This is a genomic window from Kitasatospora sp. NPDC023118 (assembly GCF_055560875.1).
Map to the genome: position 1 here is coordinate 81556 of NZ_JBVHHW010000014.1, position 24461 is coordinate 106016.

At 72.6% G+C, this 24461-nt stretch carries 26 protein-coding genes and 2 pseudogenes; 14 read left to right on the top strand and 14 right to left on the bottom strand.

The window, feature by feature from the left end; all coding sequences use genetic code 11:
• Positions 1-28: 28 nt before the first annotated feature.
• The 3 genes from ACZ3UD_RS19795 to cynR all read right to left on the bottom strand — a co-directional run bounded on the left by ACZ3UD_RS19795 (position 29) and on the right by cynR (position 3720).
• The gene (locus tag ACZ3UD_RS19795; RefSeq protein ID WP_465588905.1) at positions 29-1558 is read right to left on the bottom strand and encodes a DUF8189 domain-containing protein; all 1530 of its coding nucleotides are present in this window, start codon (positions 1556-1558) and stop codon (positions 29-31) included.
• An 11-nt stretch (positions 1559-1569) separates the two neighbouring features.
• A complete protein-coding gene (locus ACZ3UD_RS19800; protein WP_465588908.1) occupies positions 1570-2559 on the bottom strand; it encodes an alpha/beta hydrolase in 990 nt (329 codons plus the stop codon).
• Between the two features lie 252 nt (positions 2560-2811).
• Positions 2812-3720, bottom strand: a complete 909-nt coding sequence (cynR, locus tag ACZ3UD_RS19805; protein WP_465588911.1) for a transcriptional regulator CynR — start codon at positions 3718-3720, stop codon at positions 2812-2814.
• Between the two features lie 127 nt (positions 3721-3847).
• On the opposite strand from cynR, the gene ACZ3UD_RS19810 reads away from it, so the two are divergent.
• The 5 genes and pseudogenes from ACZ3UD_RS19810 to ACZ3UD_RS19830 all read left to right on the top strand — a co-directional run bounded on the left by ACZ3UD_RS19810 (position 3848) and on the right by ACZ3UD_RS19830 (position 7976).
• Positions 3848-4471 carry a carbonic anhydrase gene (locus ACZ3UD_RS19810; protein ID WP_465588914.1) on the top strand — a complete coding sequence of 208 codons (624 nt, stop codon included), beginning with the start codon at positions 3848-3850 and terminating at the stop codon, positions 4469-4471.
• A gap of 105 nt (positions 4472-4576) precedes the next feature.
• Positions 4577-5047, top strand: coding sequence for a cyanase (gene cynS, locus ACZ3UD_RS19815; RefSeq protein ID WP_465588916.1), 471 nt, complete (start codon positions 4577-4579; stop codon positions 5045-5047).
• Between the two features lie 96 nt (positions 5048-5143).
• A pseudogene (locus tag ACZ3UD_RS19820) lies at positions 5144-5636 on the top strand (nucleoside deaminase).
• Between the two features lie 8 nt (positions 5637-5644).
• Positions 5645-6052, top strand: a complete 408-nt coding sequence (locus tag ACZ3UD_RS19825) for an NUDIX hydrolase (RefSeq protein ID WP_465588919.1) — start codon at positions 5645-5647, stop codon at positions 6050-6052.
• A 697-nt stretch (positions 6053-6749) separates the two neighbouring features.
• Positions 6750-7976 (top strand): MFS transporter, encoded by a 1227-nt coding sequence (locus ACZ3UD_RS19830; RefSeq protein WP_465588921.1) that lies wholly within the window; start codon positions 6750-6752, stop codon positions 7974-7976.
• Positions 7977-8061: 85 nt separating this feature from the next.
• On the opposite strand, the gene ACZ3UD_RS19835 is transcribed toward ACZ3UD_RS19830, so the two are convergent.
• Positions 8062-8697, bottom strand: coding sequence for a phosphoribosyltransferase (locus ACZ3UD_RS19835; RefSeq protein ID WP_465588924.1), 636 nt, complete (start codon positions 8695-8697; stop codon positions 8062-8064).
• 215 nt (positions 8698-8912) lie between these two features.
• Positions 8913-10169, bottom strand: coding sequence for an AI-2E family transporter (locus ACZ3UD_RS19840; RefSeq protein WP_465588927.1), 1257 nt, complete (start codon positions 10167-10169; stop codon positions 8913-8915).
• Positions 10170-10294: 125 nt separating this feature from the next.
• Here ACZ3UD_RS19840 and ACZ3UD_RS19845 point away from each other — a divergent pair, with 125 nt between their 5' ends.
• The 3 genes from ACZ3UD_RS19845 to ACZ3UD_RS19855 all read left to right on the top strand — a co-directional run bounded on the left by ACZ3UD_RS19845 (position 10295) and on the right by ACZ3UD_RS19855 (position 11650).
• Positions 10295-10417 carry a hypothetical protein gene (locus ACZ3UD_RS19845; RefSeq protein WP_465588929.1) on the top strand — a complete coding sequence of 41 codons (123 nt, stop codon included), beginning with the start codon at positions 10295-10297 and terminating at the stop codon, positions 10415-10417.
• A gap of 457 nt (positions 10418-10874) precedes the next feature.
• Complete coding sequence (locus tag ACZ3UD_RS19850; RefSeq protein WP_465588932.1) at positions 10875-11138, top strand: STAS domain-containing protein; 264 nt, start codon at positions 10875-10877, stop codon at positions 11136-11138.
• A gap of 11 nt (positions 11139-11149) precedes the next feature.
• On the top strand, positions 11150-11650 hold the full coding sequence (locus tag ACZ3UD_RS19855; protein WP_465588935.1) for an ATP-binding protein: 501 nt from the start codon (positions 11150-11152) through the stop codon (positions 11648-11650).
• Positions 11651-11760: 110 nt separating this feature from the next.
• On the opposite strand, the gene ACZ3UD_RS19860 is transcribed toward ACZ3UD_RS19855, so the two are convergent.
• Complete coding sequence (locus ACZ3UD_RS19860; protein WP_465588938.1) at positions 11761-12084, bottom strand: plasmid stabilization protein; 324 nt, start codon at positions 12082-12084, stop codon at positions 11761-11763.
• Between the two features lie 272 nt (positions 12085-12356).
• Between ACZ3UD_RS19860 and ACZ3UD_RS19865 the strand changes: the two genes are divergently transcribed.
• Positions 12357-13274, top strand: a complete 918-nt coding sequence (locus tag ACZ3UD_RS19865) for a SigB/SigF/SigG family RNA polymerase sigma factor (RefSeq protein ID WP_465588941.1) — start codon at positions 12357-12359, stop codon at positions 13272-13274.
• Between the two features lie 204 nt (positions 13275-13478).
• Here ACZ3UD_RS19865 and ACZ3UD_RS19870 read toward each other — a convergent pair whose 3' ends face one another.
• Both ACZ3UD_RS19870 and ACZ3UD_RS19875 read right to left on the bottom strand, forming a co-directional pair.
• The gene (locus ACZ3UD_RS19870; protein ID WP_465588944.1) at positions 13479-14117 is read right to left on the bottom strand and encodes an endonuclease; all 639 of its coding nucleotides are present in this window, start codon (positions 14115-14117) and stop codon (positions 13479-13481) included.
• 212 nt (positions 14118-14329) lie between these two features.
• Positions 14330-14584: a hypothetical protein gene (locus ACZ3UD_RS19875; protein ID WP_465588947.1), complete on the bottom strand. Its 255-nt coding sequence runs from the start codon at positions 14582-14584 to the stop codon at positions 14330-14332.
• A gap of 380 nt (positions 14585-14964) precedes the next feature.
• On the opposite strand from ACZ3UD_RS19875, the gene ACZ3UD_RS19880 reads away from it, so the two are divergent.
• Together ACZ3UD_RS19880 and ACZ3UD_RS19885 are read left to right on the top strand one after the other, a co-directional pair.
• Positions 14965-15402, top strand: coding sequence for a hypothetical protein (locus tag ACZ3UD_RS19880; protein WP_465588950.1), 438 nt, complete (start codon positions 14965-14967; stop codon positions 15400-15402).
• A gap of 265 nt (positions 15403-15667) precedes the next feature.
• A complete protein-coding gene (locus tag ACZ3UD_RS19885; RefSeq protein ID WP_465588953.1) occupies positions 15668-15958 on the top strand; it encodes a helix-turn-helix transcriptional regulator in 291 nt (96 codons plus the stop codon).
• Between the two features lie 75 nt (positions 15959-16033).
• Here the strand turns inward: ACZ3UD_RS19885 and ACZ3UD_RS19890 are convergent, their stop codons facing one another.
• The 3 genes from ACZ3UD_RS19890 to ACZ3UD_RS19900 all read right to left on the bottom strand — a co-directional run bounded on the left by ACZ3UD_RS19890 (position 16034) and on the right by ACZ3UD_RS19900 (position 18014).
• Positions 16034-16198, bottom strand: coding sequence for a hydrophobic protein (locus ACZ3UD_RS19890; RefSeq protein WP_465588956.1), 165 nt, complete (start codon positions 16196-16198; stop codon positions 16034-16036).
• A gap of 375 nt (positions 16199-16573) precedes the next feature.
• Positions 16574-17566, bottom strand: coding sequence for an NAD-dependent epimerase/dehydratase family protein (locus ACZ3UD_RS19895; protein WP_465588959.1), 993 nt, complete (start codon positions 17564-17566; stop codon positions 16574-16576).
• An 82-nt stretch (positions 17567-17648) separates the two neighbouring features.
• Positions 17649-18014, bottom strand: a complete 366-nt coding sequence (locus ACZ3UD_RS19900; protein ID WP_465588962.1) for a DUF488 domain-containing protein — start codon at positions 18012-18014, stop codon at positions 17649-17651.
• 250 nt (positions 18015-18264) lie between these two features.
• Here ACZ3UD_RS19900 and ctaD point away from each other — a divergent pair, with 250 nt between their 5' ends.
• Both ctaD and ctaF read left to right on the top strand, forming a co-directional pair.
• Complete coding sequence (gene ctaD / locus ACZ3UD_RS19905; RefSeq protein WP_465588965.1) at positions 18265-19968, top strand: aa3-type cytochrome oxidase subunit I; 1704 nt, start codon at positions 18265-18267, stop codon at positions 19966-19968.
• A complete protein-coding gene (gene ctaF / locus ACZ3UD_RS19910) occupies positions 19965-20366 on the top strand; it encodes an aa3-type cytochrome oxidase subunit IV (RefSeq protein WP_465588968.1) in 402 nt (133 codons plus the stop codon). The genes ctaD and ctaF overlap by 4 nt, the downstream gene beginning before the upstream one ends.
• On the opposite strand, the gene qcrB is transcribed toward ctaF, so the two are convergent.
• Both qcrB and ACZ3UD_RS19920 read right to left on the bottom strand, forming a co-directional pair.
• Positions 20326-22083: a cytochrome bc1 complex cytochrome b subunit gene (gene qcrB / locus ACZ3UD_RS19915; protein WP_465588971.1), complete on the bottom strand. Its 1758-nt coding sequence runs from the start codon at positions 22081-22083 to the stop codon at positions 20326-20328. The genes ctaF and qcrB overlap by 41 nt on opposite strands.
• A 293-nt stretch (positions 22084-22376) precedes the next feature.
• Positions 22377-22814 carry a universal stress protein gene (locus tag ACZ3UD_RS19920; protein WP_465588974.1) on the bottom strand — a complete coding sequence of 146 codons (438 nt, stop codon included), beginning with the start codon at positions 22812-22814 and terminating at the stop codon, positions 22377-22379.
• 453 nt (positions 22815-23267) lie between these two features.
• On the opposite strand from ACZ3UD_RS19920, the gene ACZ3UD_RS19925 reads away from it, so the two are divergent.
• Entirely contained in the window at positions 23268-23534 is a 267-nt protein-coding gene (locus ACZ3UD_RS19925; RefSeq protein WP_465588977.1) for a hypothetical protein, read from the top strand.
• Between the two features lie 101 nt (positions 23535-23635).
• Here the strand turns inward: ACZ3UD_RS19925 and ACZ3UD_RS19930 are convergent.
• Positions 23636-23965: pseudogene (locus ACZ3UD_RS19930) on the bottom strand (hypothetical protein); the annotation flags it as partial.
• Positions 23966-24461: the final 496 nt, after the last annotated feature.

Genomic DNA, 24461 nt, shown 5'->3' on the forward strand with positions numbered 1-24461 from the left:
CGTGGTGTGCTGGTCACGTGATGGCTCCTCAGCTGATGGCGGGTCCGGCGGTGGTGTTGAGCCAGGCCCAGTCGGACCAGGTGGAGAAGCCGGTCTGCCACTTGTGGTAGACGCCGGCGCTGCTGGTGCCGAACACTTCGATCCGGCCGTCGGTGTTGGCCGTGGCGACGATCTCGGTGCCGGCGCCGCCGAAGGTGTCCCACTGGCCGTACGGCGCGTTCAGGTTGCTCTGCCAGGTGTGCTGCGCGGTGCTGCCGTTGATGGCGAACACCTCGACGCGGCCGTCCGCGGTCGGCTGGCTGGTGAGCTGGGAGTCGGCGGGTCCGCCGGCGGATTCCCAGTCGGACCAGGTGGTGGGGTTGGTCTGGTACTTGTGGTAGACGCCGGCCGGGCCGGAGGCGAAGACTTCGAGGCGGCCGTCCTGGTTGTGGTCGACGGTGAGGTCGTGGCCGCCGCCGCCGAAGGTTTCCCAGGTGGACCAGGCGCCGTTGACGGTGGTCTGCCACTGGTGCTGGAAGGTGGTGCCGTTGAGGGCGAAGACTTCGAGTCGGCCGTCGGGGGCCTTGCCGAGTCCGATCTCGCTGTTGGCGGGGCCGCCGCCGGCGGGTTCCCAGTCGGACCAGCCGCTGTTGGGTGCGGTCTGGTACTTGTGGAAGATGCCGGCCGGGCCGGAGGCGAAGACTTCGAGGCGGCCGTCCTGGTTGGCGCCGACGGCGATGTTGTGGCCGCCGCCGCCGAAGGTCTCCCAGTTCGACCAGGTGCCGGAGGGCTGGAGCTGGTAGCGGTGTTGGAGGGTGGTGCCGTTGATGGCGAACATCTCCAGGCGGCCGTCGGAGTCGGGGCCGATGGCGAGTTGCGCGCCGCCCGGGCCACCGAGGGACTCCCAGTCGGACCAGGCGCCGCTCACGGCCGTCTGCCAGGCGTGCGAGACGCCGTTCGCGCCGGCCGCGAACACCTCCAGACGGCCGTCCGCCGAACGCGCGGACACCACCCGGCCGGACTGCGCCGGATAGACCAGCGGGGCGGGACGGGGGCCGGCTCCCGGCGTGCAGGGCATGGTGATGCCGCGGTCCGCGAGGTAGGGGATCGGGTCGGTGCGTACGGTCGCGTTCGAGTCCGCCCAGACCCGCAGGTGCAGGTGCGGGCCGCTGGAGGTGCCCTCGCTGCCCATCAGCGCGATCTGTTGACCGGCCGTCACGTGGTCGCCGGTGGCCACGTCCCGCTCGCGCATGTGCCCGTACTCGGTGATGGTCCCGTCCGGGTGCAGGATGCGGATCCACTGGCCGTAGCCCTGCGCCGGGCCGGAGACCAGCACCTGGCCGTCGCCGACCGCGTAGATCGGGGTGCCGTAGTCGTTGGCGATGTCGATGCCGTTGTGCTCCGGGGTGTAGCCCTGGGAGATGTAGCCGGCGGCCGGGCAGGACGCCGTGAACCCGGTGGCCGCGGCGGGGGTGGTGATGGCGGCCGCGGCCGGGGCGGTCGGCACGGTGACCGGCAGCAGCAGGGCGACCGCGGCCAGGGCCAGGCGGGGGGCGCGGCGGGAGAAGGAGGGGAACACCGGAGCGCTCCTCAGGCCTTGCGCAGGCGGTCGATGATGCCGTCGAGGTCGAGCCGCATCATGTCGGGCCGGATGATGTGGCCGCCGTCCACCTCGTGCGAGTCGTGCGGGATGCCGGCCCGGTCGAGCAGGGCGCGGAACTCGCGTTGCCCGGCCAGGACTTGGGGCTCGTTGACGCTGCTGAACCAGTCGACCGGGCTGGGGCTGGTGCCGGCCACCAGGAAGACCCGCTTGTTGCGGTAGCTCTCGATCCGCTCCACCGGGTTGTCGGCGCTCACCCGAGCCTGGTCCCAGAACGGCGCGCCGTAGATCGTGCCGCCCGCCAGGTCCAGCGCGGCGGAGGAGGCGTTGGCCCAGTGCGTCACCAGGCCGCCGTCCCGGCGCAGGCTGGCCGGGCCGGAGTGGGCGCTGACCGAGGCGAAGTGCCCGTAGTACTTGGCGGCGTACTTCAGCGCGCCGAAACCGCCCATCGAGAAGCCGGACACCGCGCGGCCGTCGTACTCGGCGAACGTACGGAAGTTGGCCTCGACCCACGGCAGCAGCTGGTTGATGTGGAACTCCTCCCAGTTGCGCGGGCCCACGTTGGAGCTGACCGGGTTGGAGTACCAGCCGGCGTGGCCGCCGTCCGGCATCACTACGATGATCGGCTTGCCGGTGGTCCAGTCGCGGACGCCCATCCGATCGAAGGTGATGAAGTCCTGGTCGGTGCCGCCGCCGTGGAACAGGTACAGCACCGGGTAGGTGCGGCCGCTCGTCTGGTAGTCGTCCGGCAGCAGCACGTTCACGGCGGGGTTCCAGCCGATCGCGGAGGTCTGGAAGCGGTAGTACCACATCCTCGGGTCGCTCTCGTTGCGGTCCACGATGGTCAGGCCGAAGCCGTTGTCGGCGGCCGCCGCGGGCTTCGCCGACGCCAACGAGCCCGCGGTGCCCAGCGCCAGCGCGGCGCCGAGCCCGCCGGCGGACCTGAGGATGCTCCTGCGGGTGGGGTGGTGCGCGGTCAACGTGACCTCCTGTGGGCGCGTGGCGGCGGCCGTCCGGACCGCCGGGTGTCGAGCGGTTGGGACGGTAGCCACGCACCGCGCGGCGCGGAACCCGGAACCATACGGACTGACAGGAGCGGACCGGCCGCCGAGACTGATCTCTTTCGGGGCGCGGCTGCCCGTGGTGCCTGCGCGGGCTGCCTGCGGCGAGAGCCGACGCGCCGTCAGAATGGCCTCAGGTGGGGGGACGGGCACCGGCGTGGTCGCCGGTGTTCAGGCGGCCGGCGGGTACCCGCGGGTGCGGATGAGGTCGTGGATGAGGTCGGTGAAGGCGCGGGTGGCGGCGCTCCGGTAGGCGTCGGTGCGTCGCAGGAGGGTGACGGTGCGGGTGGGGAGGGCCGGGTCGAGCGGGACGCGGGCGAGCCGGGGGTGGTCGTGGGTGACGGCGTCGGGCAGGACGGTGGCGAGCGGGGTGCGCTGGACGACCTCGGTGAGGGCCTGGACGGAGTTGGCCTCGACGGCGATGCGTGGGCTGACGCGGTGGAGTGCGAAATAGTCGTCGATGTGGCCGCGGGTGGCGAAGTCGCCGCTGAGCAAGGCGAGTTGGCGGTCAGCGAGGTCCCGCACCGATAGCGGGCCGGCCTGGCCGGCGGCGGTGTGGTGGGTGCCGGTGACCAGGGTGAGGGTCTCGGTGAACAGCGCGGTGGCGGTGACGCCGGGCAGGTGGGGGCCCTGGAAGGCGATGCCGAGGTCGAACTCGTCGGTCAGCAGGCCGGCTTCGATGCGGTCCTGGCTGGCCTCCCGCACGGTCAGGGTGATGCCGGGGTGGCGGGTGTGGAGTTCGGCGGTGAGCGGGCCGACGAGGTAGGCCGTGAAGGTGGGGGTGACCGCGAGGCGCAACTGCCCGCGCGAGAGGTCCTGCACGTCGTGGACCGCGCGTTCGGCGGCGGCCAGGTCCCGCAGCGCGCCGCGGACGTGGTGGGCGTAGGCCTGGCCGGCGTCGGTGAGGCGCACGGTGCGTCCGGTGCGGTCCAGCAGCTGCGTGCCCAGGATCCGTTCGAGCTGCTTGATCTGCTGGGACAGCGTGGGCTGGGAGATGTGCAGCTCCTCGGCGGCGCGGGTGAAGTTGCCGTGGTCGGCCACGGCGAGCAGGTAGCGCAGATGGCGCAGTTCCGGACCCATGGAGGTAACTATAGACGGCATCAATGGATGCCATGGCTGCTATGTCTTGGACACTATAGAAGCAGGTCATGCACAGTGGATCTCGCCAGGCCCCACCGGCCCGGCCGCCACGAAAGGGAGTGACCCCATGCGTGACTTCGCCAACGGCATCGAGCGTTTCCAGCGGGACGTCTTCCCGGCCAAGGAGGAGCTCTTCGCCCACCTGGCCGCCCACCACACCCCGCACACACTGTTCATCGGCTGCTCCGACGCCCGCGTCGTCCCCGAGCTGATCACCGGTTGCGAGCCCGGCGAGCTGTTCGTCATCCGCACCGCCGGCAACCTGGTCCCCGCCTACAGCCCCGGTGCCGACGGGGTTGCGGCGAGCATCGAGTACGCCGTCGCCGCACTGGGCGTGACGGGCATCGTCGTCTGCGGGCACTCCGCGTGCGGCGCGATGACCGCCCTCGCCGACGGCCACGACCTGAGCCGTGCCCCGGCGGTCGCCGACTGGCTGCGGCTCGCCGACGCCTCGGTGGCCCGTACCGCCACCAGCGGGGACGTGCCGGCCCTGGTCCGGCAGAACGTGCTCGCCCAACTGGCGAACCTGGCCACCCACCCGTCCGTCGCCCGCGCCCTGGCCGAGCGGAAGGTCACGTTGCGCGGCTGGGTCTTCGACATCGCCACCGGCCGCGTCGAGGACCTGACCGTCGCAGACCACGCCGTCGCAGACCACGCCGCCGCCGGCCACACCGCCGCGTTCGCGGCCTGACCCCGGCTCCCCGGACCGCCGCTGTCGGCGCGGCCCGGGACCCCCTGAACCCGTACGCTTCGCACACGATCAGCGAAGCGTCACCCCACGGAAGGAACCCGTCCCATGGTGCACGCCCAGTTCGACCCCACCGCCCGCCAGGCGCTCGCCGTCGCCGCCGTCGAGGCCAAGACCCGCAAGGACCTCACCTGGCAGCAGATCGCCGACGTCTCCGGTCTGTCGGTCGCCTTCACCACCGCGGCCGTCCTCGGCCAGCACGCCCTGCCGCAGGAGTCCGCGAAGGCGGTCGCCGAGCTGCTGGGCCTGGACGACGACGCGGCGCTGCTGCTGCAGACCATCCCCACCCGCGGCTCGATCCCCGGCGGCATCCCCACCGACCCGACCATCTACCGCTTCTACGAGATGCTGCAGGTCTACGGCACCACCCTCAAGGCCCTGGTCCACGAGCAGTTCGGCGACGGCATCATCTCCGCGATCAACTTCAAGCTCGACGTGAAGAAGGTCGCCGACCCCGAGGGCGGCGAGCGCGCCGTCATCACCCTGGACGGCAAGTACCTGCCGACCAAGCCCTTCTGACCCACCCCACCGGCGGGGCGGGTCGCCAACCGGCCCGCCCCGCCACCGCCCCGCCCTTCGACCCCCTCCCGACCACCCGACCCCGAAGAGGCCACCGTGGACTTCATCCAGCGCACCATCGACCTCGCCCGCCGCCGAGGGCGGACGCCCGTTCGCGACCGTCATCGTCAAGGACGGCCGGATCCTGGCCGAGAGCGCCAACAAGGTCGCCCAGACCAACGACCCCACCGCGCACGCCGAGATCCTCGCCATCCGCGAGGCCTGCACCAAGCTCGGCACCGAGCACCTGACCGGCGCCACCATCTACGTCCTGGCCCACCCCTGCCCGATGTGCCTGGGCTCGCTGTACTACTGCTCGCCGGACGAGGTGGTCTTCCTCACCACCCGCGACGCCTACGAGCCCCACTACGTCGACGACCGCAAGTACTTCGAACTCGCGACCTTCTACGACGAGTTCGCCAAGAACTGGGACGAGCGCCGACTGCCGATGCGCTACCGGCCGAGCGAGGACGCGGTGGAGGTCTACCGCCTCTGGCAGCAGCGCAACGGCGGCGAGCGCCGGCTCGCGGGCGCCCCGACCGCCGACTGAGCCCCCCGATGCCCGACGTGATCGAGAAGGTGGCCTGGATCCGGCTCGAAGGCGGCCGGCTCCTCGCCACCCGCACCCATGGCCGCGACCTGTTCTACCTGCCCGGCGGCAAGCCCGAGCCCGGCGAGACGCACCCCCAGGCCCTCGTCCGCGAGATCCGGGAGGAACTCGGCGTCATCCTGGACCCGGCCACCGTCCGACCGCTGCTGGCCATCGAAGCTCCGGCGCACGACAAGCCCGCCGGCACCCTGGTCCGCACCACCTGCTTCATCGCCGACCACACCGGCACACCCGCCCCGTGCGGGGAGATCGCCGAGATCGCCCACCTCACCCACGGCGACCACCCCCGCGCCAGCGCCACCACCCGGACGGTTCTCGACCGCCTCGCCGCCACCGGCCGGCTGCTGCGCTGGTAGCCCCTCCGGGCCGCCGCCCGGAACCCGGCGCGGGAACGCGGCGTCCTGCGGCTCCGTCTTCAGGAGCCGCAGGACGCGGGTGCCTTCCGGCCGAACCGGCTCAGCGCCGCAGGTGCTGGACGGTGCGCGGGCGTTGGACCAGCGGTCCTGCTGGTAGATGGCGATGCTGTTGGCCGGGTCGCGCGGGTTGGCGGCGGCGTACGGTTCGTCCTCGGCGGACGGGTGGTTGGTGCCGGGGCCGTCCGCGGTGAGGTTGCACGCGGCGTACGGATCGCCGGGCGAGATCAGGGCGAGCGGCGCGCCGCCCGTATTCGCGCCGGCCGGGGTGCCGCCCGCGACGGCGGCGAGGACGAGCGCTGCGGTTGCGGTGGCGAGCGACGCTCTGGCGCGGAACTGCATGAAGACCCCCATGGTCGTCGGCGGGTTGTGCCTGGTGTCCTGGGTGGTACTGCGCTGTTCCTGCCCGAACCGAAGTTGATGTCCGGTCAGCCGGGCGAGTGTATCCAGCCGTGGGGGTGACGCCGATGATCCGGACGAGCCGGAAGCGCGGGGTCTCGCGCGACCTCGCCCTCCGCTACGACCTTCGTGGGACATGGTACTGTCGGCCGATTTCGGCGGCGGCCGACGGTCTACCGTGACCACCATCAGTCCGATACGGATCTCCCGGCGCTCGGACGCTTCCCGGAGGTCCCGCAGCATGACCGAACCCACGCCGCCCACCGGCTGGTTGACCCGCAACGTCAAGGTGCTGTGCGGGGTCTCCTTCCTCCAGGACGCCGCCAGCGAACTGCTCTACCCGATCCTGCCGATCTTCCTCACCACCATCCTCGGCGCCCCGCCCGCCGTGGTCGGTGCGATCGAGGGCCTCGCCGAGGGCGCCGCCTCGCTCACCAAGCTCGCCGCCGGACGCCTCGCCGACCGGTTCCCCCGTAAGCCCCTCATCGCCGCCGGCTACGGCCTCGCCGCGCTCGGCAAACTCCTCATCGCCCTCGCCACCGCCTGGCCCGTCGTCCTGCTCGCCCGGGTCACCGACCGCCTCGGCAAGGGCCTGCGCTCCGCACCGCGCGACGCCCTCCTCGTCGACGGTGTCCCGAAGTCGCAGCGCGGCCGGGTCTTCGGCCTCCACCGCGCCGCCGACACGGCCGGCGCCGTCGTCGGCCCGCTCATCGGGCTGAGCCTCTACGTGGCGCTCGACCACCACCTACGTCCGCTGCTGTGGATCGCCGTGATCCCCGCCGTCCTCAGCGTGCTGCTGACCCACGCGGTCGCCGACCCCGCCCACCCCCGCTCGAAGCCCGAAGCCGCACTCGCGCCCGGCGCCCGCCACGCGGCGCCGTGCCGATCACTGCCGGCCCGCTACTGGCGCGTCACCGGTCTCCTCGCCCTGTTCGCGCTGGCCGACTTCCCCGACTCGCTCCTGCTCCTGCGGGCCCACCAGGTAGGGCTGTCCACCGTCGAGGTGTTCGCCGCGTACGCGCTCTACAACCTCGCCTACGCCGTTGCCTCGTACCCCGCCGGCGCCCTGTCCGACCTCCTGCCTCGGCGGGCCGTCTACGCCGTCGGCCTGGTCTTCTTCGCCATCGGCTATCTCGGTCTGGCCTACGCCCACCAGGCCTGGCAGATCTTCACCGTCCTCGCCCTCTACGGCGGCTTCAACGCCTGCACCGACGGCGTCGGCAAGGCCTGGATCTCCGGCATCGTCCCCGACCAGGCCCAGGGCACCGCCCAGGGCGTCTACCAGTGTCTGACCGGGGCCGGCGTCCTGGCCGCCGGCCTCTGGGCCGGCCTCGCCTGGGGCGACGACGGCCACATGCCCCTGCTCGTCTCCGGCACCGTCGGCGCCGCCCTCGCGCTCGCCCTCCTCGCCTACCGCCCTGGCGGCAGCGATCGTTCACCGGCGCCGACTGGTGAGGCGAGGCCTTGAGGATCCAGGCCCAGGTGAACCCGGGCCAAGCCCCGGCGCAGATCCTGGCGATCGCGGTGTGCCGGGGGTGAGGGGCCGGGCGGTGTCACAGGAGCCCTGCCGCCTCGCGGTCGGTGACCTCGCGGAAGTCCTCGTACCACGGGCCGGCGGCGTGGGCGTAGCGGGGCAGATGGAGGCAGACGAGGGCGTCGACGTCGCGGCGGAGGTCGGCGGCGATGCGTGCGTCGCAGAGCGGTGCCGCGAGGAGTATTCGCTTGGGGTGGCAGCCCGCGACGGCCAGAACGGCGGCGCGGGCCGGTAGGGGGTCGATCAGGCCGTCGGAGACCAGAACCGCCGTGCGCCCGCGCAGGGGGACCTGGTCGTGGCCCCGGCGGTACATCGACTCGCGGCGGTGGACCTCGGCCCGCTCCCGCTGCACGCTCTCGGCCACCTCCGCCGGTGTGACCCCGAGGCTCTTCAGCGCGTCCCGGTCGAACAGCGGAGGGTCGCCGTCCGCGATGGCGCCGACGGGCCGGTCGTGGCCGGGCACCTTGAGGTGGCTCACGACGGTGACGTCGAGCGGGGCGTCGACGGCCCCGGCGATCTCCGCGGCGACCGGTAGTCCACCGGGCGCCAGGCCGAGGATGACGACCCCGCCGTCGGTATGGCCGTCGAGGAGGGGGGCGACGGCCCGGGCGAGTCGGTGCCCGGCGATGCTTCGGTCCGGGAATCTCGCAGTCATCCCTTCCTCCTGGCGGGTTCGGCCCGTTGCGGCCGGATGGTCCTGACATTCATCGGCTACCCAGCTGGCCGGTTCCCATCCGTCCGAGGCGTCACGCGGCCCGCGGAGCGGGCAGCCGCGCGGTGGGAGGTGGCGCGGATGGACGGGCCGGGGGCATGTTCCCGGTGCTGGCGGCCCCGTCGACGACCCTGCTGCCGGTCAGCGCCACCGTGCACTCACCCGCCGTGATCGCGGGTTTCAGCGTCGTGTGGGCGCCGTCGATCGCGTGGGGAGCGGCGCGGCTGGTCGCCCACCGCAGGGGCATCGCGCCCTGGCCCGGGTGGGTCGGCCGGCTCGCCGCCCTCCCGTAGTTCGGTGAGCGCCGCCCAGGCGACCGACACCACCGGGACGGCGACGACCGCGCCCAGCACCCCGGCCAGGACGGCGCCACCGATCACCGACAGCGCGATGGCCACTGGGTGGATGCGCACCGACCAGCCGAGCACCAGCGGGTGCAGCAGGTGGCCCTCGATCTGGCCGATGACGACGATCAGGGCGAGGACGAGCAGCGCGACCACCGGCCCGCGTGCCGCCAGGGCGACCAGGGCGGCGACGGCCAGCGCGATGGGGGAGCCGACCAGCGGGATGAGGGCGGCGACGAACTCCAGCACCATCAGCGGCAGGACCAGCGGCACCCGGAGCAGGGCCAGGGCGATGCCGACCAGTACGGCGTTGACCGCCGCCACGATCAGCACGCCGCGGGTGTACCCGGCGAAGGTGCGCCAGGCGGCGCTTCCGGCCCGGCCCAGGACGGGGCGGACGCGGGCGGGGAGTTGGCGCTGGACCCAGGACCACATCCGGTCGCCGGAGTGCAGGAAGAACACTGAGCAGAACACCGCGAGGGCCAGTCCGGTGACCAGCTCGACGGCCCGGCTCGCCCCGCTGAGCGCGGTGCTCAGCAGCGCCGAGCGGTGGGCCGAGACGAAGGCCTCGATCTTGGCCCGCAGGCCGGTAACGGTGCCGGGTCGCAGGTGGAAGGGGGCGCGGGTGAGCCATTGGTCGATCCGGCCGAGGCCGCCGCGCAGCTCGTTGCCCAGCCGGTTCCACTCGTCGGCGACGTTCGTGCCGACCAGTGCCAGGACCCCGCCGACGACCACGACGGCGAGGACGAAGGCGATCAGGACGGCGAGCGAGCGGGGCAGCGCCCGGGCGAGGAGGTCGACCAGCGGGCGCAGGACGGAGGTGATGACCATGGCCAGGAACAGTGCGATCACCGGGAGTTGGAGCTCGCCGAGGACGGCGACGGCCAGGTACGCGGCCACGCCGAGCAGCCCCAGCCGCCAGGTGTACCCGGCGGCGGTCCGCAGCCCGGACGGGACGCGCTCCCCGGGCACCGCGCGACGGGCGCGGCGGAGCGCCACCCGGGGCGGGCGGCTGCCGAGTGGCCGAGGGTGCTGGGGGCGCCGGTCTGGTCCGGCGCCGTTCAGGTCCACAGGGTGCCTCCCTGACGAGGGCCGGGCTTGATCCGCAGATCGCTTTCGCGAGTCGGGCCGCTCCGCCGGTGGCGGCCCCCGAAGCGCGCCACACCGCGACGGCGCCGACCGTGCCGAGGAGCGCGATGCCGCCGCCGACCGCCACCTCCAGCGGTGTCACCGAGCTGATCAGTACGGTGTTCAGCAACAGCAACACCCCCCACCGGAGCAGGGGCTCGACCGCCGTCCGCATCGCACCACCCTCGTGACAGGCCCTTGCGGCGCCCGCCGCCGAGGCGGGCGCCCCAGGTCTACCGTCCGGTCGACGGGCACGTGCCGCGCGCAACGCCGCCGGACGCGCGATCGCGGTACCGGACCACCCGTTCGCCGGACGGCGGAGCCGAAACCTCCGATGATCGGCCCGGCGGGCTCAGTCGGGGGCTCGTGCGGCTCCGGTTCCTCGGCCCGGGCCGCCGCCTCGTGCTTCGAACGCAGGTTGATCGTCATGGCGGGCGTCTTGCCGGGCGGGCGCCGCCGAAACGTCTCCGCCTCCTGTACGTAGGCGCGTGTAGCCGCGCGGGGATCGGGCAAACGCGGGGCATGGACGAGGAGCATGTGGCGTGTCCGGCCGCACCCGGGACGGCCCTTGGGTGCCCGACCGTCCGCGCCGCGCCGCATGATGGTCGGGACGGCACCTCGCCGTCCCCACCGGTCAGGGAGCGCGCCATGCCACGGCCGGCCGATGAGTCCAGCGGGGCCGCGGGGGAGCAGGACAGCGGCGGTCTGCGCGTCGCGGTGGACCGCGACGGACCGGTGCGAATCGTCACTGTCGCCGGGGAGCTGGAGCACGACTCGGCGGACGGGCCGCGTACCGCGCTCGCCGCCCCCGGGGATGACGGCACCGAGCGGATCGTGGTCGATCTCAAGTCGGCGCTGAACCCGCCCGTCCGGCCGTCCGAGGACCCGGACGAGACCCCGGGATCGGGGTGAAGGGGCCGGCCATGGACCGCGTCGGGCGAGGACCACGGGCGATCGCCGGGGAGACCAGACGGCTCGCGTTCGCCGGTATCGACGGCGCGGTGCAGCGCAGCCGTGAGTTCAGCCGGGAGGCGCTGCGGTCCTGGCAGTGGCTGCCCGCCGTCGACGACGAGCAGCTGGCCGCCGCCGAGGACGTCCTGCTGATGGTCTCGGAGCTGGTCACCAACGCCTGCCTGCACGCCCCCGGGGGGCCGCGCGAGCTGCGGCTGTTCTGGGACGGCGCCCGGCTGCGGGTGGAGGTCACGGACGCCAGCCCGGTGCCGCCGCGGCTGCGCCCGGCCGCCGAGCCGGGGCGGCCGGGCGGGCACGGCCTGCGGGTGGTCGACCGACTCGCCCGCGCCTGGGGCTGCGCGCCCGAGGGCGGTGGGAAGTCGGTCTGGCTGGAGGTGTCGTCCCCGCTCGACCTGGAGGTGTCGTCCCCGCTCGACCACCGCGCTCCCGGCTGCGGCGACCCGCTGGGTTGACGGACCGTCAGCGTTGCCCGGGATGTGGTTCCGGCCGTGGTGCCGGATCGGGGTCCGGGAAGGGCTCGGGCGTGGGGAACGGAACCTCGTCGGTGGCGTGCAGGGCTCGCTCAGCGGCCCAGCGCGTTGGCCAGCTCGCGCTTGTTCATCTTCGAGCGGCCCTTGATGTCGCGGTGCCTGGCCTCGTTGTACAGCTGGTCGTAGGTCGGGCCCTGTGAGCCCTTGTGGGAGCGCTGGCCGCCGCGCCGGCCCGATGACATGTCGTGGGTCGAACTGCGGCTGGCGCTCTTCGACTCCCCGTGCCGGGCGCGTTCCTTGTTGACCGTCCGGGCCGCGATCTCCTTGGCCCGCTTCTCGCTCTCGCCCCGGTCGAGCGCGCTCTCCTTGATGTGCTCGTACTGGCGCTCCCGCTTGGGGCTGGATCCTCGGGGCATGACCGCCCCTCCTCCCGTGGTCACGGTGGTTCCCTGAAACGCGTGTACCCGGACAAATCATAGAAAACCGTCTAAAACATGAATTCGATGTCGTGTGTTCGGGTAGGACATCCATGCGGCAGTCGGGCAGTGACCGGCCGCCCGGCACCCCGATCGGGTGCCACCGAGGCCTCTGAAGAACCCGGCGGAGGCCCTGCGGAAGAATCCCCTCCCACGCGTGAGCGCGAGCCTGTGGGTGCTGCCGGGCGTTCCCCCGATGCCAGGAGAAGCCAGTGTCCATTCCGCTGGAAACAGCTGACCGCGGTGACCAGGACGTCGTCGTCCCCTCGGGCACCCCGCCCGACCTGCCGCCGAGACCCACCGAAGCCGAACTGCGCTCGATGGGCAAGACCGAGGCGCGTGAACTCAGCGACGCGCTGTTCGAGCGCCTGGCCGGGCTCGCCCGGGAGACGCACGCCTACAGCTACGTGCGCGCCACGATCATCGAACTCAACATGCCCCTGGTCCGGTTCATCGCGGCCCGCTTCCGGCACCGCGCGGAGGACATGGAGGACATCCTGCAGGTCGGCACGATCGGACTGATCAAGGCCGTCGACGGCTACGATCCAGGCCGCGGCGTCGAGTTCATCACCTACGCCATCCCCACCATCGCCGGGGAGATCAAGCGCTTCTTCCGCGACACCTCCTGGCCGGTGCGGGTCCCGCGCAGCATGCAGGAGCTGTACCTGACGGTGGCTCGCGGCTCGGACCGGCTGGAGCAGGAGCTCGGCCGCCTCCCGCAGCCCGAGGAGATCGCCGAGGACCTGCACCTGACCGTCGAGCAGGCCACCGAAGGGCTGGTCGCGAGCCGGGTCTACCGCCCCAGCTCCCTGGACGCGCTGCGCGAGCAGACCACCGACGAGACGGGCAGCGCGATGCTCGACCGGCTCGGCAGCTGCGACCCCGGCATCGAACTCGCCGACTTCCGCACCGCCGTCCGCCCGCTCCTCGCCCGACTGCCCGAGCGCGAACAGCGGGTCCTCAGGCTCCGCTTCTGGGAGGGCCGCACCCAGTCCGACATCGCCGACCAGATCGGCGTCTCCCAGATGCACGTCTCCCGGCTGCTGAGCGCCACGCTGACCTGGCTTCGTGAGCAGCTGGAGGACCGCGACGCCCCCGGCTGGGCCGACGAACCGGAGGGAGTCGGCTGACCTTTCCCCTGGTAGGCGTTTCCGGCCCCCCGCAGCGGATCGCCGCGTTGCGGGGGGCCGTCCGTCGGGCTGGGGTGAGTTCCTCGCTGGACAGGTAGTAGCGGAACTCGGTCATGGCGGCGTCGGTTCCTCGGCGGATTCCTCCGCTTTTCGTGGGAGCGGCTTACCGGGCCGGGCCCGGTGCAACCTCGGAAGGCGTGCTGGTCACGCGGCCCGGAGCTCCTCCAGCGCGCCCTTCGACAGGCTGACCCGGACCAGCGCGGCGGCCAGCCGGGCGTGATCCGCCGACGGGACGAGCCGGCCGAGGCCGTCCGGCGTGTGCGGCAGTCCGAGGTCCTTCGCCGTCGCGCACGCCCGGTCGTCGAAGTACGGGCGCAGCCGGGGCCACACCGCCTGGACCTCCCGGCAGAAGATGTCCGCGCCGACCGGTCCGATCCGCGGGACCTCCCGCAGCAGCTCGCGCAGGGCGCCCGGGTCGCCGCCGGCCTCGTCCCGCATCCGGCGCAGGTCGCCGTGCCAGCGGTCGAGCACCAGCCGCGCCCCCTCGCCGAGCGCGGTCGCGGTGCTCTCGTCGTACCGGACGTAGTGGGCCCGGCCCAGCGCGTCCACCCGGTCCTGCCAGCCGGAGTCGGCCATCGCGCGCGGCGTCCGGAACCCGGCGGCAGACAGCTCCCGGGCCGCCCTGGTGGCGGTCCCGGCGCTGATGCGGATCGAGCAGAGCACGGTGAGGACCAGCAGCCGGTACAGCGGTGAGGGCTTGTCGCGCAGCGTGATGCCGGCCTCCTCGGCGTACGTCCGGCCGTGCTCGGAGAGCAACCTGGACGTGATCGTGTCGACCGTCATGGTTCACATCCTGCTACGTCCGGGCGAGCAGTGCCCGGTAGACGCCGCGGTGCCACAAAGCCGGCCACTGGCGCTCGGCGGCGCGCCGCCTCAGGTCGGCCCCGTCCGGGTCCGGCATGGGCGGCGGCCACCGGCCCCACCGGTCGCGGGGTGTGCCGCGCGGGGGAAACGCCAGACGGTGCCACCTCCAGGTGCTCACCGCAGCCGGCTCGTCACCGGCCGGCTGCGGTGAGCGCCTCCCTGACGTTGACCAGGCACGGGTCGCAGTACCGGTCCGGCAGCGCCGGGCCGGTACCGCCGTCCGATGGAACGACCCGCTGCGAGGGTTCGAGGACCCGCCCGCACAGCGACGCCGTCGCGTCGTCCTTGGCCACCACGTGCCACACCAGTCCGGGCGGCGACACTGCCGGGTCCTGCTCGGCCCACATCTCGTACACGATGACCTCCGGGTCTCGGGGCTCGGTCATCCCATGCAACCCCGGGAGACCACCGCGGGCCACCGGGGCGGACCCGGTGGGATGGTTGTGCCGACGCCGATCGGGAACACACGAGGCTCGGCCGGAACGGCCTGGCCGCAGCACCTGAGCAGGCCCGGATGAGCATGGTCAAGGAGTCCGTCGACGTCGTCGTCCCCCTGCACGCCGCCTACAACCGGTGGACCCGGTTCGAGGAGTTCCCGGGCTTCATGGAGGCGTCCAATCCGTGACCCGGCTGGACGACCGCCACAACCACCGGCGGACCGGCATCGGCGGCGTCAGCCGCCTGCCCAGGGTGCTGACGCACCTGCCCGGCCGGTGCGGCTCGCACCGGCCGGATTGGTCCGGCCCGGGCGGGGTAGGCGCGCGGTATGGAGGACTTCGGACCCCCGGCGGACGGCCCGTCCGCCGACGACGCGGAAGCGTTCGACCTGTGCGACCACTGCGGCCGGATCGTCGCCGGTCCCGACGTGCTCAGCGCGCTGGTGCCGGACTCCTCGGCGCTCCACCCCACCGAATCGGACCTGGACGGGAAACGGGTGCTTCTGGCTTGTTCAGTGGACCACCTGGCCCTCCTGGTCGAGCACTACCGCCACCGCCCGTTCGTCCCCGAGGAGCAGTGGGCCGGGAAGGTCTGCCGGGCGCTCGCCGCGTACGACGGACCCGTCCCGCTCAGCGTGGTGGCCCGGCTGAGCGGACTGTCCGAGCGTCAGGCGGAGCAAGGCGTGGAGTGGCACAACGCCCGCGCCCGAGAGTGGCAGGCGCGCTACGGCGACCGGTCGGCCGCCGACCGCGACAACGACGAGTGACGACGAGTGACGACGATGAGTGACGACGTCCAGTCCGGCTCGCGTGCGCACCCGCCCCAGCAGCCCCCAGCAGCGTGCCGTCGCCCTCAGAAGAGGCGATGGCTGCTCCCCCGAAGAGGCGATGGCTGCTCCACTGCCGGGCCGATATCAGGCACACCGTGGGCGTACGGAGTCGGCGATCCACCTGCCTCAATGGGTGATGCCCGATGCGCGTCTCCGCTTTCGTGCTTCCGTGAGCACGAAAACTTGGTCGTAGGCTGAGACCATGACCGACCGGCCGGAGGGTCTGGGATGGACCTTCCTCACCAACCACGCCCGTGTACTGGTGCAGATCGCGCGGGACCCCGGCATCAGAGTGCGCGACATCGCCGCCCGCTGCCTGCTCACCGAACGGGCCGTGCAGCGAATCATCGCCGACCTCGAACAGGCCGGCTACCTCACCCATGAGCGCCAGGGGCGCGTCAACCACTACCACGTGATCGGCGGCAAGCAACTGCGCCACCCGGCCGACGCCGGCCCGACCCTCGCGGAGCTGCTGGCCGTGCTGCTGCGGTGACGGCAGGTGGTAGGCCGGTAGCAGACCGGTTATGGCTGCCTCGCCGAGGCCGGGGGAGCGTGCCACCATCGGTGGTCACCATCGGTACCATCGGCCACCGCCCCGACCGCCCCCGGCGAACACGAAGCCCAGGATCCACAGCACCAGCACGACGAGCGCGACCCACCACAGTGCGTGGACGGCGAAGCCCACCCCGCCCAGGATGATCGCGAGCAACAGGACGAGGACGAGAAGAAGCATCGGAATCGGCCTCCCGTGGAGAGCGGATGGTTCGATTCCGGCGTGTGCCCGCTTCGGCCCGGTTCACACGTGGTCTGCGGCGTCGCCGTGCCCTGCGGCGGCCCGCGCGACCGCCCGGCGGGTGGCCGGGTCCGCCGGGTGGCGTGCGACGAGGTGCAGGTATGGATCCTCGGCGCCGATCGGCTTGGCCGCGGCGACCGTCCCGCTGACGGCGGCGGTGGTGCTCGGACGCCGCGGTTCACCGCCTGCGGCTGACCCTCCGGGCCCCGTGGGGTGCCGCCTGCGGGCACCCCACGAGTCCCTGGTCGCCGGCCACTTTCCCCACGTCACCCATCCGGCCGAGTACGTGCGGAGCGTGACCGCCTTCATCGAGGCTCACACCTGACGGGGCACCGTCCCGAGCCGTTCGTTCCAGGCGGCGAGCAGGTCGGCCTCCTGATCCGGCGTCAGCGTCTGCGGCAGCGGGTCGAACGGCGCGATGTCCCGGGCGGTCTCGGCCACCGGGCGCAGCACGAGCCCGGTGGCGAGGGCGGCAGCGGGGTCGGCGGTGCTGGTGGCCCGCACCAGCGGGTTGGTGGTCCACAGCGGCAGCGCGCCGTCCGGGACGTCGGCCGCCCGCAGGAAGTCGTCGTCCACCCAGGTGAGGGTGGTCCCGGCCGGGGCGACCGCCGAGGCGACGGCGTCCAGCAGCCCGCCCATGGTGAAGGGCGGGGGAGTCGCGGCGTGGTAGGCGCCGGAGGCACCCCGTTCCAGCAGTGCGAGCATCCAGGCAGCGAGGTCGCGGGCGTCGACGACCTGGACGGGTGCGTCGGGCCGGCCCGGGGCCAGGACCTCGCCGCCCCGGGCGAGGCGCTGCACCCAGTAGTCGAAACGACGGGTGTAGTCCTGGGGGCCGATCACGTAGGTCGGGCGCACCAGTAGGACGTCCGGGCCGAAGGCCTCGCGCGCCGCCCGCTCGCACTGGACCTTGAGCGGGCCGTAGCTGGCGGGGGTGACCACCTCGGCCTCCGGGCCGTCGGCGGGCAGCAGCGGGGCGTCCTCGGTGAACGCCGGGGCGCCGGGGGTGTCGTACACGGCCATGGAGGAGACCAGCAGGTAGCGTCCGGCGGCGCCCGGGTCGAGCGCGGCGGCCAGCTGCCGGATCTGGCGGGGGAAGTACGCGCTGACGTCCACGGTGGCGTCCCAGCCGAGGCCGCGCAGGAGGGACAGGTCGTCGTCGCGGTCGGCGATCAGGTGCGTGGCGTCGGGCAGCAGGTGGGCGCCGGACCTGCCCCGGTGGAGCACGGTGACCTCGTGCCCGGCGGCGAGCGCCGTCCGGGCGAAGTGGAGTCCGACGAACCTGGTGCCGCCCATGATCAGTATGCGCATTTGGCCATCGTGTCAGTGCCGGTGTGCCCGGACAACGGGGTCGGCCGAAGCACCGGCACGTCGCTGAGGCGGCAGGCCCCGCTCAGCGCTTCCGCTTCGCCAGCCACTCGGCGAGCACGGCCGCCTGGCTGTGGTCCACGTCCTTGGTGGCGGTCAGGAGGGTGAGCGTGTCGTGGGCGGCGAGATCGCGCAGATGGCCGGCGGCCTCGTGGTGTTCGGCGTCGCGCAACTCCGCGAGGTAGCGGCGGCGGAACTCGGCGAAGCGGTCCGGGTCGTGGCCGTACCAACGGCGCAGCTCGGTCGACGGGGCGACGTCGCGCAGCCACTCGTCGAGGTGCGCGTCCTCCTTCTTCATCCCGCGCGGCCAGACGCGGTCGACGAGGACCCGCTGCCCGTCCTGGGGCGAGGACTCCTCGTAGATCCGCCGGTAGGCGATCTGTGCGGCCACGGCGGGTTCCTCCCGGCTCTGCCCGGTGGTGCGTCGGAGGTGACGGGCGGTCCACACCAGCGTGCGCCCGGACCGGAAGGATCCGCACTCGGACGGCGGACCGGCGACAACCGCGACCGCGATCACGCAGCGTGGCGCCCCGGCGCACCGGTCCGCCGACGCTAGGGTCGCTCCCGGCGCGCGAAGCCGCGTACTCCGTGGCGGACGACGGGCCCGGGGGGTGCGTCATCGGCTCCGCTGCGGAGGTTCCATGAGTGCGTCTGACACCGCGCCGTCGCGCGCAGAGGTCCGCGTCCGGCGTGGCAGCACGCTGCTGCGCTGGTTGTTCACCACCGACCACAAGGTGATCGGGAACCTCTACCTGGCGACCGCCTTCGGGTTCTTCCTGGTCGGCGGCCTGATGGCGCTGCTGATGCGGACTCAGCTGATGGGCCCGGACACCGGGTTCCTGTCGAATCAGCAGTACAACCAGATGTTCACCATGCACGGCACGATCATGCTGCTGCTGTTCGCCACCCCGACCTTCGCCGGGTTCGCCAACGCGATCATGCCGCTGCAGATCGGCGCGCCCGACGTGGCCTTCCCCCGGCTGAACGCCTTCACCTACTGGGCCTTCCTGCTGGGCGGGCTGATCGTGCTGAGCGGCTTCCTCACCGCGTACGGGGCGCCCGCCTTCGGCTGGTTCGCCTACGCGCCGCTGAACGGGGCGGAGCACTCGCCGGGGACGGGCCCGGACCTGTGGGCGCTCGGCCTGGTGGTGGCCGGCCTCGGCACGATCCTGGGCTCGGTCAACTTCATCACCACCATCACCTGCCTGCGGGCGCCGGGCATGACCCTGTTCCGGATGCCGATCTTCACCTGGAACGTGCTGTTCACGTCGATCATGGTGCTGCTGGCCTTCCCCGTGCTCACCGCCGCCCTCCTGCTGCTGGAGGCGGACCGCAAGTTCGGCGCGCACGTCTTCGACCCGGCGAACGGCGGGGCGCTGCTGTGGCAGCACCTGTTCTGGTTCTTCGGCCACCCGGAGGTGTACATCGTCGCGGTGCCGTTCTTCGGCATCGTCAGCGAGATCATCCCGGTCTTCAGCCGCAAGCCGCTGTTCGGCTACTACGGGATGATCGGTGCGACCATCGCCATCACCTCCCTGTCGATGTCGGTGTGGGCCCACCACATGTTCGCCACCGGGCAGGTGCTGCTGCCGTTCTTCTCGATGATGTCCTTCCTCATCGCGGTGCCCACCGGGGTGAAGTTCTTCAACTGGATCGGGACGATGTGGCAGGGCTCGCTGTCCTTCGAGACCCCGATGCTGTGGTCGATCGGGTTCCTGGTGACCTTCCTGTTCGGCGGCCTGAGCGGGGTGCTGCTCGCCGCGCCGCCGATCGACTTCCACGTCACCGACAGCTACTTCGTGGTGGCCCACCTCCACTACGTCCTGTTCGGGACGGTCGTGTTCGCGACCTTCGCGGGCTTCTACTTCTGGTGGCCGAAGCTGACCGGGAAGATGCTGCACGAGCGGCTGGGGAAGGTGCACTTCTGGATCCTGTTCACGGGGTTCCAGACCACCTTCCTGGTGATGCACTGGCTCGGCGCCCAGGGGATGCCGCGCCGCTACGCGACGTACCTGGACGCGGACGGCTTCACCACCCTCAACGTGGTCGCCTCGATCGGCGCGTTCCTGCTCGGGGTCTCCAACCTGCCGTTCTTCTACAACGTCTGGACGACCACCCGGCACGGCACCCGGATCACCCAGGACGACCCGTGGGGCTGGGGCCGGTCACTCGAATGGGCCACCTCCAGTCCGCCGCCGGACCACAACTTCCACGCGCTGCCCCGGATCCGCTCCGAGTCCCCGGCGTTCGACCTGCACCACCCGGAGGTGCCGACGGAAGCGGAGTCGAGCGGCGGAGCGGACCTGCCGTACGGCCGCCGGGACGGACGGGGGAACGGGCGGTGAGGGCCGAGGGGTGGCTGTTCGCCGTCATGACGGCGTTCTTCGCGGTGACCGGAGTCGTCTACGGCTTCTGGGCCCGTGAGCCGGCCGGCAAGGCGATCCTGACGGTGGCGTTCCTGATGTCGGGACTGGTCGCGCTGTTCTGGTTCGTCCAGCACCAGCGGAGCGGCGGCGGCCGGGCCCAGGACCGCAAGGACGCCGAGATCGCGGAGACCGCCGGCCCGCTGGGCTTCTTCCCGGCCCGCAGCGGCTACCCCGTGCTCGCGGCGGCGGGCCTGGCCGTCTTCGCACTCGGCCTGGTGTTCGCCCGGTGGCTGATCGTCTGCGGCGCGGTGGTGCTCGCACTCGCCGTCTTCGGCTTCATCTTCCAGTACCGCGACCACGGCGACGGCGGGGCCTGACCCTCCGCAGCAGCCGGCCCAGCGGGCCGGTTCGAGGGGCGGCGGGCGGTTCCGGGGGCCGGGGGTGGGCCGGCGGGGTGAGGACGGCCTCGACCCGGACCTCCTCCTGCTCCAGGACGGGAAGGGCGACCCGGTCGCCGTAGTACCAGGCACCGAGCGCGGCCCGCACCCGCTCCGTTCGCGGCGCTCCCACCGGGGCGCTCGGCGGTTGGGGCGCGTCGCGCACCACCATCGTGTAGCGCTCGGCCGCCGGCACCGGGCGGCTGCTCCCGTGGAATCCGCCGTAGAGCGACTGGTCGATCCGGCCGGTCGCGTCGCCCTCCAGCAGCCGGGTGCGGTCCCGGGCCTGCAGAGCGAGGCAGAGCCGCCGGGTGAGCACGAAGGCGAGCGGCGGCAGCAGGACCAGCGCCGCCCGCAGCACCCAGGTGAGGGCGTTGACCGACAGGCCGAAGGCGTACGCGATCACGTCGTTGCCGCCGGCGATCAGCAGCACCGTGTAGAAGACGACCCCGGCGACCCCCAGCGCGGTGCGGGTCTGCTTGTCGCGCGGCCGGTCGCACAGGTGGTGCTCCCCGTCGCCCGGGGTCAGCCACCGCTCGACGAACGGGTAGGCGTACAGCGCCCCGAACAGCAGGCCGGGCACCACCAGCGCGGGAAGGAACGCGCTCCACGACACCGTGTGCCCCAGCACCCCGGTCTCCGCGGCCGGCATCAGCCGCAGGGCCCCCTCGATGAACCCGATGTACCAGTCGGGCTGCGCGCCCGCTCCGGCGATGTCGGGCCGGTAGGCGCTGTACCGCCAGATCGGGTTGATCTCCGCGAGCAGGGCGGACAGCGCCAGGACACCGGCGACGGTGAACGCCAGGCCGGTCGTGCGGGCCAGGAACTGCGGGAAGAACGGCAGCCCCACCACGTTCCGGTTGGTCCGGCCCGGCGCCGCCCACTGGGTGTGCTTCAGCACGACCACCAGGGTCAGGTGCGCCCCGATCAGCGCCAGCAGCAGGCCGGGCACGAGGAGGATGTGCACGGTGAACAGCCGCGGGACGATCGCGTGCCCGGGGAACTCGCCGCCGAAGGCGAAGAAGCTGAGGTAAGTGCCGACGATCGGCACGGACAGCAGGACGCCCTCGGCGATCCGCAGGCCGGTCCCCGACAGGGTGTCGTCCGGCAGTGAGTAGCCGGAGAACCCCTCCAGCAGCGCGAGGTTGAACAGCGTCACCCCGATCACCCAGTTCAGCTCGCGGGGGCGGCGGAACGCGCCGGTGAAGAACACCCGCAGCAGGTGCGCGCAGATCGAGGCGACGAACAGCAGCGCGGCCCAGTGGTGGATCTGGCGGACCAGCAGGCCGCCGCGCACCTCGAAGCTGATCCGCAGCGTCGAGGCGTAGGCCTCGGACATCCGCACCCCGCGCAGCGGCAGGTAGGAGCCCTGGTAGTCGATCTCGCCCATGCTCGGGTTGAAGAAGAAGGTGAGGAAGACCCCGGTCAGCAACAGGACGACGAAGCTGTACAGCGCCAGCTCGCTCAGCAGGAACGACCAGTGGTCCGGAAACACCTTGCGCAGCAGCTCCTTGCCCGCCTCCATCAGCGGGAGCCGCCGGTCGACGGCCCGCGCGGCGCGCTCACCGGCCGGTGGCTCCGGCGTGCTCGTCCGCAGCCACGCACTGCGGTCCGGCACGCGGTCCACAGGCCTGTCGTCACCCTGGTTGCCGTCCATATCGGGCAACCTAGTGCGAAACGCCCGCTGTGCACGGGCAGGCCGACACGATCCTCCCTCCGTGTGAGGGGCGGAGCACCCCATCGGAGCAACGCCCGCGGGCGTGCCGCCCGGCCCACCGGGTCTCCCGCGGTCAGCCGCCCTGCCGGGATCGGACGGCGGCCGTCCAGCGCGCGGCGGTGCGGATCAACAGCCATTCCACGGAGGGGACATGGCGCGGCGCCAGGGCGGCCACCGCCGTTACGCGGCGATCCTGCCCGGGCCGGTCGGAGCAGTCCGGTCCGTCCGGCGTGTCACCGCGCGCGGACGATGACCACCGGGCAGCCGGCGTGCTGCGCGCAGCGCGTGCTCACCGAGCCGAGCAGGGCCCGGGTGAACCCGCCGTGGCCGTGGCTGCCCACCACCAGCACGTCGGCGCCCTGCGACGCGTCCAGCAGGACGTCGGAGGGGTCGCCCATCACCATCGACCGTCGAACCCGAACCGGTTGGTCGTCGCCGAGCACGGTGTGGAGCTGGTCGGCGAACCGTCGTTCGGCCAGCTCCCGGTCGAAGGTGGCATCGACCACGGGCGCCGACCAGCCGAAGTGGCTCGGCGGCTCCCACGCGCCCACGGCGTCCACGACCCCGCCGATCTGCGTGGCGTACCGGACCGCCCAGCGCAGCGCGGCGTGCGACGACGGCGAGCCGTCCACACCGACCACGACGCGGGGAGCGGAGTCGTTCGCGTCCATCCGTCTGCACCGTCCTGTCGGTCGTCACCCCTCCCATCACGGTGCGGGCCGCTCGGCGCCACCGCGAGTACGGCCCGGCACCCGGGTGACACCGCCGGGCGGTCCCGACTCCCGCCCGGCTGGCCTGACAGGGCGACAGCGGAGGGGGACCAACGCGGCCACGGCGACGAGACGGCGTGGCCGTGGACCGCATGTGGACCCTGCTGCGGCCCGTGGAGCTGGGCTCCGTCAACGCCACCTGCAGCCCACGTCGTCGAGCTGAACCCGAAGCAGCGCCACCACCGGCCGGTCACCCTGCACTACCGGCACCACCCCGAGCTGAACGCGATCCCGGTGCTCACCGTGGAGATCAGCGCCTGAGCCCCGGCGGCCGATGTGGGGGGATGCCGTGCCTCGGCCCACGGAAGGCCCACCCGGCGTGTGGACCGGGCCGGACCATCCGATCCTCGACTCATGGCATCGATCATCGTTCTGTTCGAGCTGCAGCAGGACGAGGCCCTCGGCCCCGACGGCGTGGAGCCGGTGGTGCTCGCGGTGCACGCCGCGGGCGCCGATCCGGACGCCCCCGAGGACCCGTTGCCGCGCACGCTGTGCGGGCTTGACACCGACGTGATGGAGCACTCCCACTACCGGCCCATGCGTCCCGGCGACCCCTGGTACCCGCTCCCGCTCGCGGACCGGCGGTGCCGCGCCTGCGAGGCGGCGCTCCGGGCGGTATGAGCCGGACACCCTCCGACTCCGGAGAGATCGACGGGCCCGACGCGGGCGAAGGCTTCGACGCGCTCGCGGACGGCAGGTGCGGGCGCTCGGTCCCGGGTGGTTCACTCGTGTGCGCTGATCTCGCCGCCGGCGGTGAGCCCGATGTAGACGCCGTCGGCGCCGGCGCCGGCGTCGTGCTGGTTCGCCTCCAGCGTGCCGTCCACCCCGTTCTCGTTGCCGAGGATCTGCGCGCGGTAGTGGAGCTCGCCGGTCTTGGTGACCTTGGCCGTCCAGCCGCCGGGGAGTTTGAAACTGCCCGGTCCCTGGTGCCCGCCGCCCATCCAGGAGCGGACCGTTCCGTCCATCGAGAGCACGACGAACATGTCGTTGGCGTCGAGTCCGGTGTCGGTTCCGTTCGTCTCCAGCGTGGCGAGGACCTGCCCGCGGTTCATGCCTCCGGCCAGGCGCGTTGACGGCACGTTCTACGGGGTGTCGGCACCGGACGGACGATCGCATGCCCGCCCGCCGAGGTGCGTTCGTCCACGACCGCGTCTCCTGGTCGTCGGTGCCGCGCCGGACCCGGTCGGCGGAGCAAACCCGCCTCGGACCTCGGCCGTTCCGTGTGCGAGGTGAACCGCCGCTCAGTCGGGGAGGCGGCGCGAGCGCGCCAGTGGCGACATTCCGCCTGGTCAAGCCTCGGTCATGGCATGGACACCGCCCTTGTTCGCCGGTGCGCGCTTGGCTACCTTTCTGGCGCTGACGCCGTGAAGGCTCAGCGTCACCCCATTGGCATGCCCAGAACATCCCCGGATCGGCAGGCCCTCCGTCACCCTACGGGCTGACCTTCCACGACTTGCGCCGAACGTCAGGGCAGCCGTCTGCACGTGCGCGATCTCCCCCTCAACCCCGGGCCTGCCCCGACGAGCCGCCCCCAGCGGCGTTGCGCGC

Coding starts and splice junctions, on each gene's coding strand:
- cynR (WP_465588911.1), bottom strand. CDS start 3,720: ATGGGTCCGGAACTGCGCCATCTGCGCTACCTGCTCGCCGTGGCCGAC.
- ACZ3UD_RS19810 (WP_465588914.1), top strand. CDS start 3,848: ATGCGTGACTTCGCCAACGGCATCGAGCGTTTCCAGCGGGACGTCTTC.
- cynS (WP_465588916.1), top strand. CDS start 4,577: ATGGTGCACGCCCAGTTCGACCCCACCGCCCGCCAGGCGCTCGCCGTC.
- ACZ3UD_RS19825 (WP_465588919.1), top strand. CDS start 5,645: ATGCCCGACGTGATCGAGAAGGTGGCCTGGATCCGGCTCGAAGGCGGC.
- ACZ3UD_RS19830 (WP_465588921.1), top strand. CDS start 6,750: ATGACCGAACCCACGCCGCCCACCGGCTGGTTGACCCGCAACGTCAAG.
- ACZ3UD_RS19835 (WP_465588924.1), bottom strand. CDS start 8,697: ATGACTGCGAGATTCCCGGACCGAAGCATCGCCGGGCACCGACTCGCC.
- ACZ3UD_RS19845 (WP_465588929.1), top strand. CDS start 10,295: ATGCCGCCGCCGACCGCCACCTCCAGCGGTGTCACCGAGCTGATCAGT.
- ACZ3UD_RS19850 (WP_465588932.1), top strand. CDS start 10,875: ATGCCACGGCCGGCCGATGAGTCCAGCGGGGCCGCGGGGGAGCAGGAC.
- ACZ3UD_RS19855 (WP_465588935.1), top strand. CDS start 11,150: ATGGACCGCGTCGGGCGAGGACCACGGGCGATCGCCGGGGAGACCAGA.
- ACZ3UD_RS19860 (WP_465588938.1), bottom strand. CDS start 12,084: ATGCCCCGAGGATCCAGCCCCAAGCGGGAGCGCCAGTACGAGCACATC.
- ACZ3UD_RS19870 (WP_465588944.1), bottom strand. CDS start 14,117: ATGACGGTCGACACGATCACGTCCAGGTTGCTCTCCGAGCACGGCCGG.
- ACZ3UD_RS19875 (WP_465588947.1), bottom strand. CDS start 14,584: ATGACCGAGCCCCGAGACCCGGAGGTCATCGTGTACGAGATGTGGGCC.
- ACZ3UD_RS19880 (WP_465588950.1), top strand. CDS start 14,965: ATGGAGGACTTCGGACCCCCGGCGGACGGCCCGTCCGCCGACGACGCG.
- ACZ3UD_RS19885 (WP_465588953.1), top strand. CDS start 15,668: ATGACCGACCGGCCGGAGGGTCTGGGATGGACCTTCCTCACCAACCAC.
- ACZ3UD_RS19890 (WP_465588956.1), bottom strand. CDS start 16,198: ATGCTTCTTCTCGTCCTCGTCCTGTTGCTCGCGATCATCCTGGGCGGG.
- ACZ3UD_RS19895 (WP_465588959.1), bottom strand. CDS start 17,566: ATGCGCATACTGATCATGGGCGGCACCAGGTTCGTCGGACTCCACTTC.
- ctaD (WP_465588965.1), top strand. CDS start 18,265: ATGAGTGCGTCTGACACCGCGCCGTCGCGCGCAGAGGTCCGCGTCCGG.
- qcrB (WP_465588971.1), bottom strand. CDS start 22,083: ATGGACGGCAACCAGGGTGACGACAGGCCTGTGGACCGCGTGCCGGAC.
- ACZ3UD_RS19920 (WP_465588974.1), bottom strand. CDS start 22,814: ATGGACGCGAACGACTCCGCTCCCCGCGTCGTGGTCGGTGTGGACGGC.
- ACZ3UD_RS19925 (WP_465588977.1), top strand. CDS start 23,268: ATGGCATCGATCATCGTTCTGTTCGAGCTGCAGCAGGACGAGGCCCTC.